Consider the following 15,039-nt stretch of genomic DNA (forward strand, 5'->3'; position numbering starts at 1 on the left):
TGTAAACAATTTTTTACTCATAATTCTCCATCTCCGCGTATTTCTCTATGTTGTTCTTTAAATTATACAAAAAATACCCTATAGAAAGAGCACTTTTTTAAGTGTCTATTCTATAGGGTACATTTTACATTGTGTAAGCCTCTTTTTTGAATTCCGACTCACTCATCGAGACAAGCGCGGTTTCGTTTGCATTTTTTCTTTAAATTCCTTTAAAAGCTCGTCACCGGATAAGCCTTTTTGCATAAGGTCCTGAAGCAATAGTTCTGCATATTCGCTTCTCAGTCTCCGAAGATTTCCTTTTAAAATGACGCTGATATGCTGGTCCAATTTTTTAATGCAATGAATGGTGGCTGTGAACGGGGCAGGGAAGTTATCCTTCTTCGTAATGACGACTTGAATGTTGATGGTTTGAGCTTTTTCGACAATTTGCTGAAAATAATCATGATAGGTCGCGAGGGTATAAGCTTCAATTAACCAAGTATTGCTTTCGTCTTCTTTATTAATAATTAATCCATCCTCAAGCACGATATCTTTTAATCCGGCTTGCTCCTCGATCTGTAACGAGACTAATTTGAAAGTCTTCACCTATTTCCCTCCCACTCCATTTTTCCGAACATTTGCTTAATTATATCATAGAAAGAAATGAAAGCGAATTGGACCTGGGCGAAATTTCATTTGTCGAAAAAAATCTGTAGAAATTTGCAAAATAGAGAATTTCTTATCTTTTTTATAAAAATAAATGAGGAAAGACGTCCCTTTTTTCTTTTTCCCAACACTAAATAGACCCAGAAATGTAAATTTGGCAAGTTTACCACCCTAGCTTTAAGTTGGTATGATAGTCCTATCCCATATGAAAGGAGAGAGAGTATGATCAACCAAGTCACGTTAGTGGGCCGATTAACGAGGGATCCCGACCTGAAAATCACTTCTGATGGGAATTCTGTGGTGAATATTACACTGGCTGTTAATCGGCATTTTCGGAATCATAATGGGGAGATCGAAGCGGATTTTGTTCAGTGTACTTTATGGCGAAAAAATGCGGAGAACACAGCGCTGTATTGTAAAAGAGGTTCATTAATTGGCATCACGGGAAGAATTCAAACGCGGTTTTATGAGAATCCAAATAACAAAAGGATTTATGTCACAGAAGTTATCGCTGAATTTGTTCGTTTCTTAGGTCCCAAAAAGGCAGATAACCAAGATAAGCAGGATAAGGAGGCTTTTATTTCGTGAAACCAATCGTGTTAAAGGAGGGGACATTATAAACAATCGATATGAGTTTTTACCTATTAAGCGTATGCGAACTTTATCCTTGATAAGGAGGTATGTGTTGGATGATCGATTTAAACAGTCGGGAAAAAAGCATGGAACAATTAACGGAACATCTCATTAAAATGTTGGGGAAATCCAATGAGAAAATCATCGAGCTCAGTAAACGGGTAAGTCAGCTTGAATTGATTGTACTCCAATCCGTCCAATTAAACGCCCCTAAGAAACGGCCATACACCGTCATTACAACTTCTAATCAACCAGCCACACAGGAAATTCACAGACATTCTTCTATTCATATTCACCAATAAAGGGGCACTACATTATGTTGATGGTACGAAAATTTTTTAGCGAAGGAAGGGGAGTGGGAAAGGCAGTTTTCGATTAACCTTCATGTAAAATGACATTCCTTCACTTAGAGAGAATCAATGATATCCTCAATATATCCTCATCTATTCCGGTAATCACATGCCGGGATTTTTTTATACCCAATTCCGTTCATTCCGAAGCAGTCTTAGCTTATCTGATAATGCCATCACTTTGCACCACCGTTAAGTAATTAATAAGAATAAACTTAACGGGAAACAAGGTAAAACGGGGTTAGTGTGCATAATACAAGCAAATAGATTTGTGAATATTATGAACAATCCAGATAATAGAAGGAAATTGACGGAAATCGTCGAAAAATAAAATATGGTACAATTTTACTAAAAAGGAGTGTTCTGTTAATGGAAGGTCATGAAGTCCCTAAGGAATGGGAAGTATGTTTACTTTACATCAATGACCGACAAATGGATCAGCAAATCGAAATTAAGGAATCACCAACATTTTTTGATGCTTTACAAGCATTAAAGCCAGAAGCCAACAGAAAAACGCAATTTCAAATCCTCCCTCTGGCTAGGAAAACCTCACTCAAATTTCTCCACCAGACCTCTCTAAATCAAAATACCATCAATCTGACATTCAATCTGCCTTCAAAATCGATTGTTGTCGAAAATCAGTCATCTAGCGAGCAAGTGTGTCATCTGCTTTCCTATCTAATGATGAAAAGGGGCAATAAGGTTCTTTATATGGCGCAAAAGCCGAGGCGGGATGATTTGAAAGCGAAACGAAGGAAAAAGGAGCCTCTGCCAACAATGGGCGCCTATTGCAGGGGAAAAGGAGAGAAAGAGGAAATAGGAGATTGCAATTCGGATCTATTTAAGTGAGATAGTGAGATTTTGCTGTCTTTTTACCCAAATTTTGAGGGAAAAGAAAAGTGGTTGAAATCATTTAATCAATTTATAATAAATCTAGGGAAGGTGAACGGATGGATAAACAAATTTTAGCGATTTTATTGGAGCTTCAAAAGGATATGACCGAAGTAAAAACGGATATGACTGAAGTAAAAACGGATATCACCAAAGTAAAAGCGGATATGACTGAAGTAAAAACGGATATCACCAAAGTAAAAGCGGATATGGCCGAAGTAAAAACGGATATGACTGAAGTAAAAGCGGATATGGCCGAAGTAAAAACGGATATGACCGAAGTAAAAACGGATATCACCAAAGTAAAAGCGGATATGGCCGAAGTAAAAACGGATATCACCAAAGTAAAAGCGGATATGGCCGAGGTAAAAACGGATATCACCAAAGTAAATACAGATATCCAAGAAATCAAAGAAACTGTAAATAGAATTGAAATTTCTCTAACAGAAGATGTTATCAGTATACTGAAGGTACAGAAAAAGAAAACAGATTTTGAAGTAGAATATCTCAATAACAGATTAACAGAAATGGACAAGCGCCTGTTTCATCTTGAAAAGCGAATAGAATATTAAGTTCAATCCTGGTATGAATAGGATGATGAGATGAATATGGTAAAGAAGCTGTGATTTTGATAAAAAATCTCAGCTTTTATTTTGTGACGGAGAGATAATACACAATCAATCAGCTTTCTCAAATGTTAGACGCAAAAAACCAAAGTGAAAACAAGCACAAAAAAGCAGAGAGAAATCCCAAAATCCTCTCTGCTTTATCTTACGACAACAGCACCAATTCCCGCAGGTCCTCTGTCGACAGCTCGGTAATCCAATTATCGCTCTGAATAATTTGATCATTCAGCGACTGCTTCTTTTCAAGCATCGCATCGATTTTTTCCTCCAGCGTTCCGGTTGAGATGAATTTATGAACGTGGACGAAGCGATCTTGACCGATGCGATAGGCGCGGTCGGTTGCTTGATTTTCAACAGCGGGGTTCCACCAGCGATCATAGTGAATCACATGGTTGGCCGCCGTTAGGTTTAAGCCGGTTCCGCCTGCCTTTAATGATAAAATAAAGACGGGGAACTCTCGGTTTTGGAAGGAGGCAATCATCGAGTCACGCTGACTTTTTGCCACACTGCCATTTAAAAACGGAACGGTGATCCCGTATTTTTTTTCAAGAATGCGCTTGATGATATTGCCCATTTCGATATATTGGGTAAAAATTAAACAGCTTTCCTCTTGGTTGAGGACAGCTTCGACGAGCTCATTTAATTTTTCGAGCTTAGTTGAACGCTCCAAGACCTGATGCGGCTTTTCTTCCTTTAAATAAAGAGCAGGGTGATTGCAGAGCTGCTTTAAGCGGCCGAGCATTTGTAAAATCAAGCCCTTTCTTTCAAAACCTGATAGGGATTCCAGGCCGTCAAAGGTGTCGCGCACCAATTGCTCATAAAGGGAAGCCTGTTCAACCGTTAATGGGCAATATTCTTTCTGTTCCAGCTTATCAGGTAAATTCAAAGCAACTTCCTCATCCTTTTTCGACCGTCTCAGTAAAAATGGGCGAATCAGGGCTTGGAGCTCTTGAACCTTTTCCTTATCATCATCCTTTTCAATGGGAAGGACAAAACGCTTTTGGAATTGTCCGAGGCTGCCGAGATAACCATGGTTGGTAAAATCAAAAATGGACCATAGCTCGGACAAGCGATTTTCCATCGGTGTTCCGGTTAAGGCGATGTGATGTTGGCCGCGCAGCTTACGAACCGCACGGGACTGCTTCGTGTGGGCATTTTTAATATTCTGCGCCTCATCGATCGCAATCGTTCCCCAAGTGATGGCTTCAAAATCCTTTAAATCAAGATGACTTAGACCATAAGAGGTAAGAACCACATCCACCTCGGTAATCTCGCGTGCGAAATCTTCTCCCTTTAGCCGATTCGAGCCATAATGAAGATGAGTCTTCATCGAAGGGGCAAAGCGCTCGATCTCTTTCTGCCAGTTCCCTAAAACAGAGGTCGGACAAATAATCAAGGCGGGCCCTGCCGCTTCGCCTTGTTCTTTCACGGAGAGCAAGTAGGAAATTAGCTGAATTGTTTTACCGAGTCCCATATCATCTGCGAGCACAGCCCCAAATCCATACTTCCGCAAAAATAGCATCCAGCTCATTCCCAGAACCTGATATGGGCGAAGCTCTCCGCGAAAGCTTTGAGAAACTGGTTCTTCTGGCAAGGTCTTTATATCACGGAGTTGGGAGACCATTTTCTTCCACGAACGATTCATTTCGATTTGAATCCGGGCAAAGGCTTTCGGATCATCGAGCGAATCGGTTTCGACTTCCTCTTCGTTCATGAGCTCCTGGGCAATTAAATCCCGAACATGCAGTCCTTCTTTTTCGGCTTGCTTCATTAAGTCTTGAATCTGCTTGACAAATCCGGGATCGAGTTTAATCCAGCGGCCGTGAATAAACACGAGTCGGCGTTTTTCTTCAACAAGCTGTGAAAATTCATCCTCGGAAAGATCGACACCATTCATGGAGAAGCGCCAGTCATAATCGAGAACCGCCTGCAGCCCGACAAAGGACGGACGATGGCTGGCACTATTGCCTTTGACGCGTGCCTTAATCTTTAATGAAGCACTCTTCATCGCCTGCCACCACGCGGGAAGAAGGATCTCCACGCCTAATGCGAGCAGGATTTCACTTGCCTCCGTCAAAAACTCCCATGCTTCTGTTTCCGTCAGTTCCTTCGCAATCCCGTGCTTCCCGCGAAGCCAAGGGAAGAGACGAATCCAACGCTCCTGTTCGCGATCGACAACATCGAGGGTATCCAGCCAATCAGAAGGCATATTGGAATCGTTGCCTGCATCCACAACGAAGCCAGGCTCCGCTTTTCCTCGTAAAAAGATTCCTAAATCCCAGGAGCCATCGATCTCCGCCGGCTCTTCTAAGCGAAGCCCAATCGTAAATGGGGTGGCGTTTTCCTTTAAACCAAGCCACTCTGACCAAGTTTCCTCATCAAAATAGGCAGCTAATGCCTCCTGCGGCAGTTGCTGCTGCTGCAGGGCTTCAATTTTATCGCCAAAATGCTCCTTCAGCTCTTTATTTCTCTCTAAATAGGAATGAAGTGCATGATGGAACCATTGATGAACAAAGGTTTGGACGGAAATTTCGCCATCAGTGGCTTCGATCGCTTGCTCCCAGAAGGAGGCGCCGAATTCTTGCTGCACCCGTTCAGGCAGTGCCCAGCGAAAGTTGCCTTCTTCCCAAGCATGAAAGTCAGGAAGCCAGTCTTTTTCGATAATTGCTTCATAAATCACGGGAGCAGCGGATAAGCAAATATGGGCATTTTCGTCCCAGTGCCAATCAATGAACGTATTAAATTCCTCATTCGAAAGCATCGTCACAAGCTGCCAACCATTAACAGCAATACCTGGAATACCATTGACCTTTGTTTCCGAAAGCATCGTGCCATAAAAGCTTTCTGCGTGGCGAGAGAAAAGGAGATATCTCCATCCGCCCGGTTCGATAAATTGTTCCTTATGGTTTTGCGCAGTGATATAGTACTCGTCCTTTAACGGTTGAATATTAATTTTAATTGTTCTCGTCTTAAGCATCGATCAGCTTACCCCTTTTGCATTCTTCCTGAAATGCGCGCAATCGCTTAGTGGATTGTAATAATTCTGTGAGGAAGGTGTTCCATTCCTCAAGCCGCTTCATTTTTTTATAAAGTGTCCGCAGCTTTTTCATTTGCTTGACTGCCTCGCGGTAATTCGCGCGATTTTTTAAATTGATATTTTTTTGGATCGATTGGTGATAAAGCGGCAGGAGTTCCGCTGGTCTTTCTTTAGCGATTAGTTTCACAATATCACTGGATACCGAGCTGATATCAAAGCCTAAATAGGCAATCAACTCACTCCATCTGGAATAATTCCCCTGGTCGATGAGAAAATATTCGTAGTTTCGCGCGCTGTAGGGGAGTGTCTGCGCAAGCAGCTTCTCCCAACGTTCCGTATCATGATTCCCTTCACTATATTCGCTTATGGCACTCAAAGCCCATTTGCTAAAATCAATGCAGCTATACGGATCATATAGTTCATCTAAATAAGGGCGGATGATGGCAATCAGTTGGTCAATATAGCGTTCCATCCGTTTCCACTCTTTTTGCGACTCCAATAATTTTAACCAATACAATAAGTAGGGAGCGATAGGCGTATCCATTCTCTTCATGAGGGATAAAGCATCCTCATCTTGCCCTAATAAAATTTGCTGATGCATGATTCCGACCAAGAGAGAAGCATTCTCCTTTTCCGCTGGCAGCCTTTCCTGCAGGTGCTCAAGCTCCTCCTCACGCCAAATTTTCTTTTTAAAAAAGGAGGTCCAGAGAATGCGATAAATATCGACCCTTTCAAATTCCAATACCTGCTTTTCCATTAAAAGCGCAGCACAATCCTTCCGCAATCTTTCAAGAAATGGATCGAAGGCAAAGGGTAAAGCCTGAACATGCAGGGAATCAATGCTATCCTCAATATCATCCATTAGTTTTAAAAAGGCATGGTGGTAATAGCGGTTAATATCCTCCTCACTATGACCAAGCTCATGGCTCAATTGATACAGTAGGCGAAAAGAATAAATGGAACTTATTAATAGATAGAGCTGCTTCCATTCCGCTTCCCTTGGGGCATCGGCATGCAGTCTTCTTCGATACATATGAAAAAGTTCCGGGACGATATATGGATTGAGAGACTTTTTCCCACGCATGATGGTCTTAAAGCTCTCCTTGAAGCTCGCGATCCAACGGTCATAATCTGGCGGCAGCACACCCGTATTCTTCAGCAAACCCTTTGCCTGTTCCATGCCCCATCTGGAGGCTGCCTGACGTTCGCGAATGGGTTTTCGCCAATCCTCGACCCATTCCGAAACACTTTCCACATTTGCATATACAAAGAAGAAAGCAGCAAGCTGATGCCGACAAAGCTCCCCAGTCGGACACGTACATTTACTTATGGACAAAAAATTCAAATCCACCACGACGTGAACGGGCGTCACATCTTGAATCGTAGCTGTAATCTGTTCGCTATCCAATCGTGCCTTGGAAACTAGCCCCTGTCTATATAAAAGCAGCCCCTTTTGCACAAGACGAGCGTCCTCTTCTTTCTCTGGCCGCAATGTTTCTTTCCACTGCTCAGCAGAAGCTCTCAATAGCTCTGCGGTCTGCTCTGGAACCTGAGGCATATGTGTGCACCCCCTCATTTAATTATCCGATTTCTAAAATTCAATTATAACATTTCTTGGGCAAAGTCCGCATTATGGGGTACAATAATATTGTCATATGTTGTCAATTAGTTTTTCTACGTTCATCGAAGGAATGGGGAAAAGGCAGGATTCTGACGATTAAAATTTGAATCTTTTGAATTGGTTCCGTTTTTGGAGAAAAATGGATTTTTGTAAGAATCTATTCCTTGAACTATTCCAATCTAGCATAGTCAAAAACAGGAGGGCCCTATGGATTATCATGTGCAGCTTTTTCGCGGAATCATTCATCCCAAAATCAGTGCATACCAGCTACAGAAGGCGGAACAGATTTCAGCGCTAGTGAAAAAGATGATGTTGCTTTTTTTCTCAAGCCTCCTTCTATTTGCATTAAGCGCCTATTTCGGAATTGGAAATGAATCAATCTCCAAAACGATAAACAATTGGTCAGCGGAGGAGTTTGAGGCGCGTAAGCTATGGTTTGCATTAGGACAGGTTGTGTGGGGAGTGATATGGACAGGCTTTATTCTTTTTTTTCCCGCGCTTCTTTATTGGATCTTAACCGATCTGGAATATCGGAAACTTCTCGTGTTGCAGCTTTTTGCAGGGGTCATTTTATTATTGGAAAAATTAGTGCTTCTTCCGTTTCAATATCAACTTGGAATCGACGTGCAATCATCGCCATTTTCCTTAGGAGTTCTGGCCCAATACATAACGAACAATCGTTTTCTTATCGGCTTTTTCGGGGCGATTACGCTATTTAAAGTGGGAATCATGTTCTTGCAATATCATTATCTCAAAATCCTAACAGATAGAACCTCGAAGCAGCTTATATTCATTATTTTATCTATTAATCTCTTTTTCTGGATTTTTACAGCAATCCTCTCGATGATTCCATTGGATAAGCTGATTTAAGGGGGATGAGCAGAGATGAATTGGAAGAAATGGACGATAGCAGGAGCCATCTGCGTTTTTTTTGTAGGAAACACCTATTTAATTGTTAGATCGGACAGCAAGGTCAAGCGGGCGAATGCCGTTGATAAGTGGACGGTTGTCAAACAGGAGGACCTGGTCTCAACAAAGAAGGGAAAAGGAGTCATTACTCCAGCTGAAGAAAAGCATGTCTATTTCGATGAAAAGGTAGGTTCATTCGGAAAATTCCTCGTAGCAGAGGGCGACACGGTGCAGGCGGGAACTCCTCTATTCGAATACTCTTCTGCAAACGGAGAGGCGCGAAAGACGCAGCTTGAAGCAGAAGTGACGAAGCTGGAAAAAGAAATAACGGGGATTGAGGATCATATCAGCGAGCTGGAAGATTTATTGGCTGATCTACCGGAGCAATCGAAAAAGGACAAAGAATCCAATCAAGCCTTAAGGCTTTCTTTAGAACAGGATATTCAAGCAAGAGAGGAACAGAAGACGAGACTCCAAGCAGAAGTAGATAAATATAATGACCTGATCGCAGCAGAGGATGATTCCTTGACGAATCTTACGGTAACAAGTGAAATCGCCGGAGTCGTGAAGGAGATTAGCAGTAGCTTGAAAAATCCCGTCATCACCATCGCGTCCAATGAACAGCAAATTGAAGGAGTGTTGAGTGAAAAAGAACTCCGCCTGATTGCTAAGGACATGAAGGTTTACGCCTATACAGAGAGTGCGAAACAAAGATTAGAAGGAACGATTTCAAGTATTGCTGCTCTACCAAAAGAAAATCCTGATGTGAAGACAGAAAGTGAGTACCCCTTTGTCGTCAAGCTTAATGGGGAAGCAGAAGGACTCGCCTATGGCTCTCACGTTCAGTTAAATATCATTACGAAGGAAGAGCCTGGATCCCTGACTGTTCCAGCACGAGTTCTTCAATATAAAAATGAAGAAAAAGCTTATCTTTATGTATTGAGGGCAAATGGAAGTGTTGATAAGCGCAAGGTCAAGACAGGGATTCACTTTAGCGATCGGCAAGGGCTAGCAAGTGGCGTGAAGAAAGGGGATATAGTGGCGGATGCTCCAGAGAAGCTAGTTGTTAATTCCGAGTATTTCACTCCGTTGAAGGTGAGCAGGTTACATAAGAAGACCGCGGTGGATGGAATGCGAAAGAAGGAGATTTTGCGGTATATGTGTAAAGGCTTTTTAGCTAGACAATGATTGGATTATGGGATAGAGGGGTGCTCAAGATACGGGCACCTCTTTTTATCGATTGAAAAGAAGCCAATAAAAAAAGTCAGCCCCATCAAAATAATGAAGCTGACATCTTCCTATTTTAATCTCCGAATACCTGCATAATGATCTTGATAATATTTGCTCTCCAAATCAGAAATTGTTACCCCATCAGATGAGCTTGCATGAATGAAATCATTATTCCCTAAATAAATCCCTAAGTGAGAGATCCCTTTGAAAGAATCATCTGTATCTTTAAAGAATACTAAATCGCCCACTCGTGCTTGAGACTTACTCACGCTGGTGGAATGGTCATAATAGCCGGTAGAGGAGAGACGATCAAGATCCTTTCCTGCATGGTTAAAGACATAATAGATAAAGCCGCTGCAGTCAAATCCCTTACTCGTCGTCCCGGCATACAGATAAGGAACACCGATTAAGCTTTTTGCGGTAGATACAAGTTTCGTCATAGAATAGTCCGCTTGATCATCATTAACAGCATTGTTATTATCATCATTTCCCGCTTTGATTTGGCTAGTCACCTTCAGCTTCTGACCAACATAAATCAAATCCGACTTCAGATTATTTAATTCCTTCAGCTTTTGAACGGAAGTGTTAGATTTCTGTGCAATTGCACCTAATGTGTCTCCGCTGACAACTGTGTATGTATAGGTTTTGACTTGTGGTGAGGCAGCTTCTGAAGCTGTACTGCTTGCTGGCTTGGATACTTTAAGAGTTTGTCCCACCTTGATGACGTCTGATTTTAGTTTGTTCCAAGATTTCAACTGAGCAACCGTGACCTTATAAGTTTTTGCGATTTTGCTAAGGGAATCGCCTTTTTTCACCTTATAGGTTTTCTGTTTTGTCGTTGTGGCCGCTTTTTTGGAAGTGGTAGGTTTTGTTACGGTTAATTTTTGATTAATACGGATCACATCTGATTTTAAGTGATTAAGAGATTTTAAATCTTTAATACTAATATGATATTTATTCGCTATTTTTGAGAGAGTATCTCCTTTTTTCACGGTATATGTAGCTGCATAAGCATTCGAAGCGATTGCAGACGACAATAAGACTACCGCGGCGAGTGAAGCGACCTTCTTTTTCATGTTTCGTCACCCTCCTGGTTTTATTTATCCCACTCTTAACGGACATTTTGACTCCCACTTCAGATTCTGAGAATACGAAGAAGATAAGTGGGAGATCAACTGTCCGTAAAGGTCCGATTAGTTCAACTAACCATCAGTGGGGGATGAATGGCAGACTAAAATCGCGACGTTAATCACAACGTCTGCACTAGCACGTCCTGTGCGTCGAAAACCCCCACTGATGGAAGTTTCACTTTATTTTCACTCCAGCTGAAAGGACGTTCATTCGGATTAATTGTTAATATTTTCACTGATTACAATTTTATCATAATTTCTCGTCAAGGTTTGAGAATTTTGTAGAAAAATAGGTAAAAATTCATCGGAATATTGGATTAGCTACTTTCATTTAATTATTAGGTAGAAACAGGTGCTTATAGAGAATCATTCTAAAGGCTCACTAAGAACCCGAAGATAACTTACCTTTTTAAACAGTTTCAAGAAAAGTTCAAAAATATTTAACATTTATGAAATAAGAGGATTTTCCAGTAAAAATCTGTTAGATTCTATATTTTAGTAAAAATCGTGGATATGTTAGGAAATTGATATGGCGGAAGTTTTAGAGTCGAATTTCCCACAGATAGGAATATTAAACCAAGAAAAACCATAAAAAGATAAAGTGGTTTTTTCCATATCATGGGTAGATGGGATATATCTAGAAACATTACCAATATTTTCGACCATTTTTTTGGGAATTATGCCGAAAACAAGCAAATAAAAGCTAGAATTTGGTTGAGATTTGTATTATTATAGGTTTACAAGAATGATTTGGGAAAAAATCTAGATTATTCTTGGTTATCATATTATTGTACTATAAATTAGGATATATTGGAGATAATGTTTTACATTTCCTTACTAATCTAGTACAATTAGTGTTAGTTTGTAAGTCATTAGGATTCTATTAAAAAAAAATACATATTTAATCCTAATGCACTACTTTAGATATCGAAAGGAGAAACAAATCAATGACGAAAAAGAAAGCAATTAAAGTCATCGCTGCTTCTGCAGTAGCTGCATCTTCATTCGCAGCTGTAGCAGCTCCACACAATGCGGACGCTGCAAGCACAAGCATTAGCACTCAAGTGAAAAACGCAAAAACAACAATGAGAAACGCAATGGTAGCATACTATAATGCTCCTCATTACGTAAAAGCTGCGGCTATGGAAGCTCCTATCCAAAAAGCTAAAAAAGCTTACGAAGATACGAAAGCAGCTGTAAAAAAATCAAAATACAGCTACAACCAAAGACTTGCATGGATTTCTGATCTTACAAAAGATTACAAACACTATGTTTACAATGCAATCAACTATCAAAGAGGAATCACACAAGCTTATAACGCAAAATTAGACATCCTTGATTTAATCGCTCAAGGTCAAGCTGCAGTAGCTGCTAAAGATCTTGCAAAAGCTGAAGAAACTCAAGCAGCTTTATCTAAAGCTCTTGATGACCAAGCTTACAACATCAAGGTTAAAGTTGTTGGAACAGCTCCTGAGAAATATGTATTAGAAGCATTCAATGCTCCTTTAGCTAAACAAGCTGAAGATTTAGCTGCTGATGTTGCTGCACTTAAAGAAGAGTTAGCTGCTCCTGCAGTTCAATCTGTAAGTGCGATTAACGGTGCACAACTAGAAGTTAAATTTAACAAATCTATTGATAAAGACTCAGTAATTGATGCAGATGGAACTATCAAAGCTGGTGTACTTTCTGTAGCTAAAGTTGATGGCTTAGGCACTGTATCAGTAACTGATGCTGGTTCTCTTGCAACTTTAAGTGAAGATGGTAAAACTTTAACTGTAACTGCTGCAACAGGTGGGGCCTTCAACAACCTTAAATATGTAGCAACAGTAAATGGAGATATTGTTAAAACAACTGAAGGTAAATTTGTACCTAAATTTGTTTCTAACGTATTAGAAGCTACTGATGCAGTTGCACCAACAATTACTAATGTTGAAAAGCTTGATGCTTCAAACGTTCGTGTATACTTCTCTGAACCACTTTCAAACGGTGGAACTTGGTCATTTAAATATGCTGATGGCACTACAGCAACAGTAGTACCAGGTATTTTAAAGATTTCTGAAGGATATGTTGACTTAGCAATCGATCCTGGTGTTGTATCTGGAAAAGAAATTACTGCTACAGTTATTGGTGCAAAAGATTTCGCTGGTAACTTAGTAAATCCTAATCCAAATACTTTAAAAATTACTAAAGGTCAACTTGATGGAACAAAACCAACTGTAACTTCTATTACTTCACTTGGATTAAATAAATTTGAAGTGAAGTTCAGTGAAGAAGTTCAAGGTTTTGACGGCTCTGATATCAGTATCGACGGTGCGGCAGCATTGAACGATGTTTCTGCTGGTACACCTGCTACTTTAGAAGCTGGAGAGGCTAAAGTAACTCGCGATACAACTGATAAAACTAAATATACTGTAGAATTAGGAACAACTTTATCTGCAGGGATTCATACTGTAGGTCTTCCGGTAAATGCAGTTTCTGATTTATCTGGTGAACAAAGTGCAGTATTCTCAAAAGTATTAGATTTTAAAGCAGATGCAACTGCTCCAAAATTAGTATCTTCACAAATTAAGAAAGATGAAAATGGTTTAGAGTATCTTCACTTAACTTTTGATGAAGCAGTAAATCCAGGAACAGTAACCGCTTTAACTGCTACTTCAGTTAAAGATTATGTTACTACAACTGGTACTATTGATTTAACAGGAATTGCTCCTGTAGCAAATACTGGAAATAAAGAATATAAAGTTAAATTAGCGGATGTAGAATTTGATCCAACTGGTGCAGCTACAGCTGATGCTTTAGCAACTGGTGCGAAATTCACACTTACTTTAACAGGTGCATTCTCTGATACTTCTAGCGTAGCTCTTGGAACTTCTTCAATTGAATTTGTTCGTGGAACTGATACTTTAACAGTTGCTCAAACAGTTACAAGTGTCAATAAAGTTGTAGGAACTCCAAGTATAGTTAAAGTAATATTTGGTCAAGATGTAGATGGAGCAACAGCTACTAACCCTTCAAACTATAACATCAATGGTGTTGTAGTAGAAAAAGCTGAATTACGCGCTGGTGAAACTAATGCAGTTTACTTAACTCTACAAGCTAATTCAAATTCATTAACTGGTGAAAGAAATGTTTCAATCAATGGAGTTAAAACTAAAGATGGAGTTGCAATGTCTTCAGCTTATGCTGGCACTGTAAATCTTGATGAAAATGTTGCACCTACATTTACAGCGGCATTAGTATCAGGTACTAGCATTAAAGTAACATTTAACGAAAATGTTACTGATGCTACTGATGGTATCACTGTTTCTGATTTAGCAGTTAAGTATGATGGAACTGAATTAACTGAGACAGGAACTCCACAAGTAGAAGGTATTTATTCTGATGCAGCAATGACAACTCCTATTGCAGCTGGCGATTCAGTAGATACAGTATATATTAAATTAGCATCTGGTGTTGTTAGCGATTTAAGTAAATCATTAACTGTAGGAACTGAAGGTTCAAATGTTAAAGATACTTTAGGTAACGTTTGGGCTACTGGCACATTTACCGTTAGCAAATAATAGATGGTTTAGAAAGGGACACAGGGACAAGTTCCTTATCCCACAAAAATTATCAAATAAAACGTCATTGATAAATAATAAATAGATTCAAGAAGGGACACGGGGACAGGTTCCTTGTCCCAGCACGAAAGTGCTGATAGTGGAAGGAAGCTCATTCGGGAGAAATCTCAGAATGGGCTTTTCTTTTTTACTTGGAAGCCGTTAAGGACAAGGAAAAGGTTCCATCTACCACCAAAATTTTATTTAATAGGAGAGGGTCTTGTGGAGAGAAATCTCTGCAGGGCTTTTTTTATTTAATAAAATTCTCTAAGAAATTCACCTTCAATTTCCAACTTTTGTGTATAAAATTTTACTGGAAGTTAAATATAAATAATCGTAATGCTCTTTGAATCAAGGAATCAACCAGA

11 protein-coding genes are annotated in these 15,039 nt (G+C 40.0%); 7 read left to right on the forward strand and 4 right to left on the reverse strand.

Translation table 11 applies throughout. The features are described 5' to 3' along the window. Positions 1 to 162: 162 nt before the first annotated feature. Positions 163 to 585 (reverse strand): YwpF-like family protein, encoded by a 423-nt coding sequence (locus tag ACE38V_RS11295; protein WP_375841352.1) that lies wholly within the window; start codon positions 583 to 585, stop codon positions 163 to 165. Between the two features lie 282 nt (positions 586 to 867). On the opposite strand from ACE38V_RS11295, the gene ssb reads away from it, so the two are divergent. The 4 genes from ssb to ACE38V_RS11315 all read left to right on the forward strand — a co-directional run bounded on the left by ssb (position 868) and on the right by ACE38V_RS11315 (position 3,091). Then, positions 868 to 1,233: a single-stranded DNA-binding protein gene (ssb, locus tag ACE38V_RS11300; protein WP_375841353.1), complete on the forward strand. Its 366-nt coding sequence runs from the start codon at positions 868 to 870 to the stop codon at positions 1,231 to 1,233. Positions 1,234 to 1,334: 101 nt separating this feature from the next. Next, on the forward strand, positions 1,335 to 1,580 hold the full coding sequence (locus ACE38V_RS11305) for a hypothetical protein (RefSeq protein ID WP_375841354.1): 246 nt from the start codon (positions 1,335 to 1,337) through the stop codon (positions 1,578 to 1,580). A 417-nt stretch (positions 1,581 to 1,997) separates the two neighbouring features. After that, positions 1,998 to 2,477 carry a hypothetical protein gene (locus ACE38V_RS11310; protein ID WP_375841355.1) on the forward strand — a complete coding sequence of 160 codons (480 nt, stop codon included), beginning with the start codon at positions 1,998 to 2,000 and terminating at the stop codon, positions 2,475 to 2,477. A 101-nt stretch (positions 2,478 to 2,578) separates the two neighbouring features. Next, positions 2,579 to 3,091, forward strand: coding sequence for a hypothetical protein (locus ACE38V_RS11315; RefSeq protein WP_375841356.1), 513 nt, complete (start codon positions 2,579 to 2,581; stop codon positions 3,089 to 3,091). Positions 3,092 to 3,290: 199 nt separating this feature from the next. Here ACE38V_RS11315 and ACE38V_RS11320 read toward each other — a convergent pair whose 3' ends face one another. Together ACE38V_RS11320 and ACE38V_RS11325 are read right to left on the reverse strand one after the other, a co-directional pair. Next, positions 3,291 to 6,122, reverse strand: a complete 2,832-nt coding sequence (locus ACE38V_RS11320; RefSeq protein WP_375841357.1) for a DEAD/DEAH box helicase — start codon at positions 6,120 to 6,122, stop codon at positions 3,291 to 3,293. Continuing rightward, positions 6,115 to 7,740, reverse strand: coding sequence for an SWIM zinc finger family protein (locus ACE38V_RS11325; protein WP_375841358.1), 1,626 nt, complete (start codon positions 7,738 to 7,740; stop codon positions 6,115 to 6,117). Before ACE38V_RS11325 ends, ACE38V_RS11320 begins: the two co-directional genes overlap by 8 nt. Positions 7,741 to 8,010: 270 nt before the next feature. On the opposite strand from ACE38V_RS11325, the gene ACE38V_RS11330 reads away from it, so the two are divergent. Then, positions 8,011 to 8,673, forward strand: a complete 663-nt coding sequence (locus tag ACE38V_RS11330; RefSeq protein ID WP_375841359.1) for a hypothetical protein — start codon at positions 8,011 to 8,013, stop codon at positions 8,671 to 8,673. Between the two features lie 15 nt (positions 8,674 to 8,688). Further along, positions 8,689 to 9,900, forward strand: a complete 1,212-nt coding sequence (locus tag ACE38V_RS11335) for an efflux RND transporter periplasmic adaptor subunit (protein ID WP_375841360.1) — start codon at positions 8,689 to 8,691, stop codon at positions 9,898 to 9,900. Between the two features lie 110 nt (positions 9,901 to 10,010). Here the strand turns inward: ACE38V_RS11335 and ACE38V_RS11340 are convergent, their stop codons facing one another. Further along, the gene (locus ACE38V_RS11340) at positions 10,011 to 11,018 is read right to left on the reverse strand and encodes a C40 family peptidase (RefSeq protein ID WP_375841361.1); all 1,008 of its coding nucleotides are present in this window, start codon (positions 11,016 to 11,018) and stop codon (positions 10,011 to 10,013) included. A 1,001-nt stretch (positions 11,019 to 12,019) separates the two neighbouring features. Here ACE38V_RS11340 and ACE38V_RS11345 point away from each other — a divergent pair. Next, positions 12,020 to 14,632: a hypothetical protein gene (locus ACE38V_RS11345; RefSeq protein ID WP_375841362.1), complete on the forward strand. Its 2,613-nt coding sequence runs from the start codon at positions 12,020 to 12,022 to the stop codon at positions 14,630 to 14,632. Positions 14,633 to 15,039 lie beyond the last annotated feature (407 nt).

This window comes from Cytobacillus sp. Hz8, from assembly GCF_042263505.1.
Lineage (GTDB): Bacteria > Bacillota > Bacilli > Bacillales > Cytobacillaceae > Bacillus_BE.

Coding starts and splice junctions, on each gene's coding strand:
- ssb (WP_375841353.1), top strand. CDS start 868: ATGATCAACCAAGTCACGTTAGTGGGCCGATTAACGAGGGATCCCGAC.
- ACE38V_RS11305 (WP_375841354.1), top strand. CDS start 1,335: ATGATCGATTTAAACAGTCGGGAAAAAAGCATGGAACAATTAACGGAA.
- ACE38V_RS11310 (WP_375841355.1), top strand. CDS start 1,998: ATGGAAGGTCATGAAGTCCCTAAGGAATGGGAAGTATGTTTACTTTAC.
- ACE38V_RS11315 (WP_375841356.1), top strand. CDS start 2,579: ATGGATAAACAAATTTTAGCGATTTTATTGGAGCTTCAAAAGGATATG.
- ACE38V_RS11320 (WP_375841357.1), bottom strand. CDS start 6,122: ATGCTTAAGACGAGAACAATTAAAATTAATATTCAACCGTTAAAGGAC.
- ACE38V_RS11325 (WP_375841358.1), bottom strand. CDS start 7,740: ATGCCTCAGGTTCCAGAGCAGACCGCAGAGCTATTGAGAGCTTCTGCT.
- ACE38V_RS11330 (WP_375841359.1), top strand. CDS start 8,011: ATGGATTATCATGTGCAGCTTTTTCGCGGAATCATTCATCCCAAAATC.
- ACE38V_RS11335 (WP_375841360.1), top strand. CDS start 8,689: ATGAATTGGAAGAAATGGACGATAGCAGGAGCCATCTGCGTTTTTTTT.
- ACE38V_RS11340 (WP_375841361.1), bottom strand. CDS start 11,018: ATGAAAAAGAAGGTCGCTTCACTCGCCGCGGTAGTCTTATTGTCGTCT.
- ACE38V_RS11345 (WP_375841362.1), top strand. CDS start 12,020: ATGACGAAAAAGAAAGCAATTAAAGTCATCGCTGCTTCTGCAGTAGCT.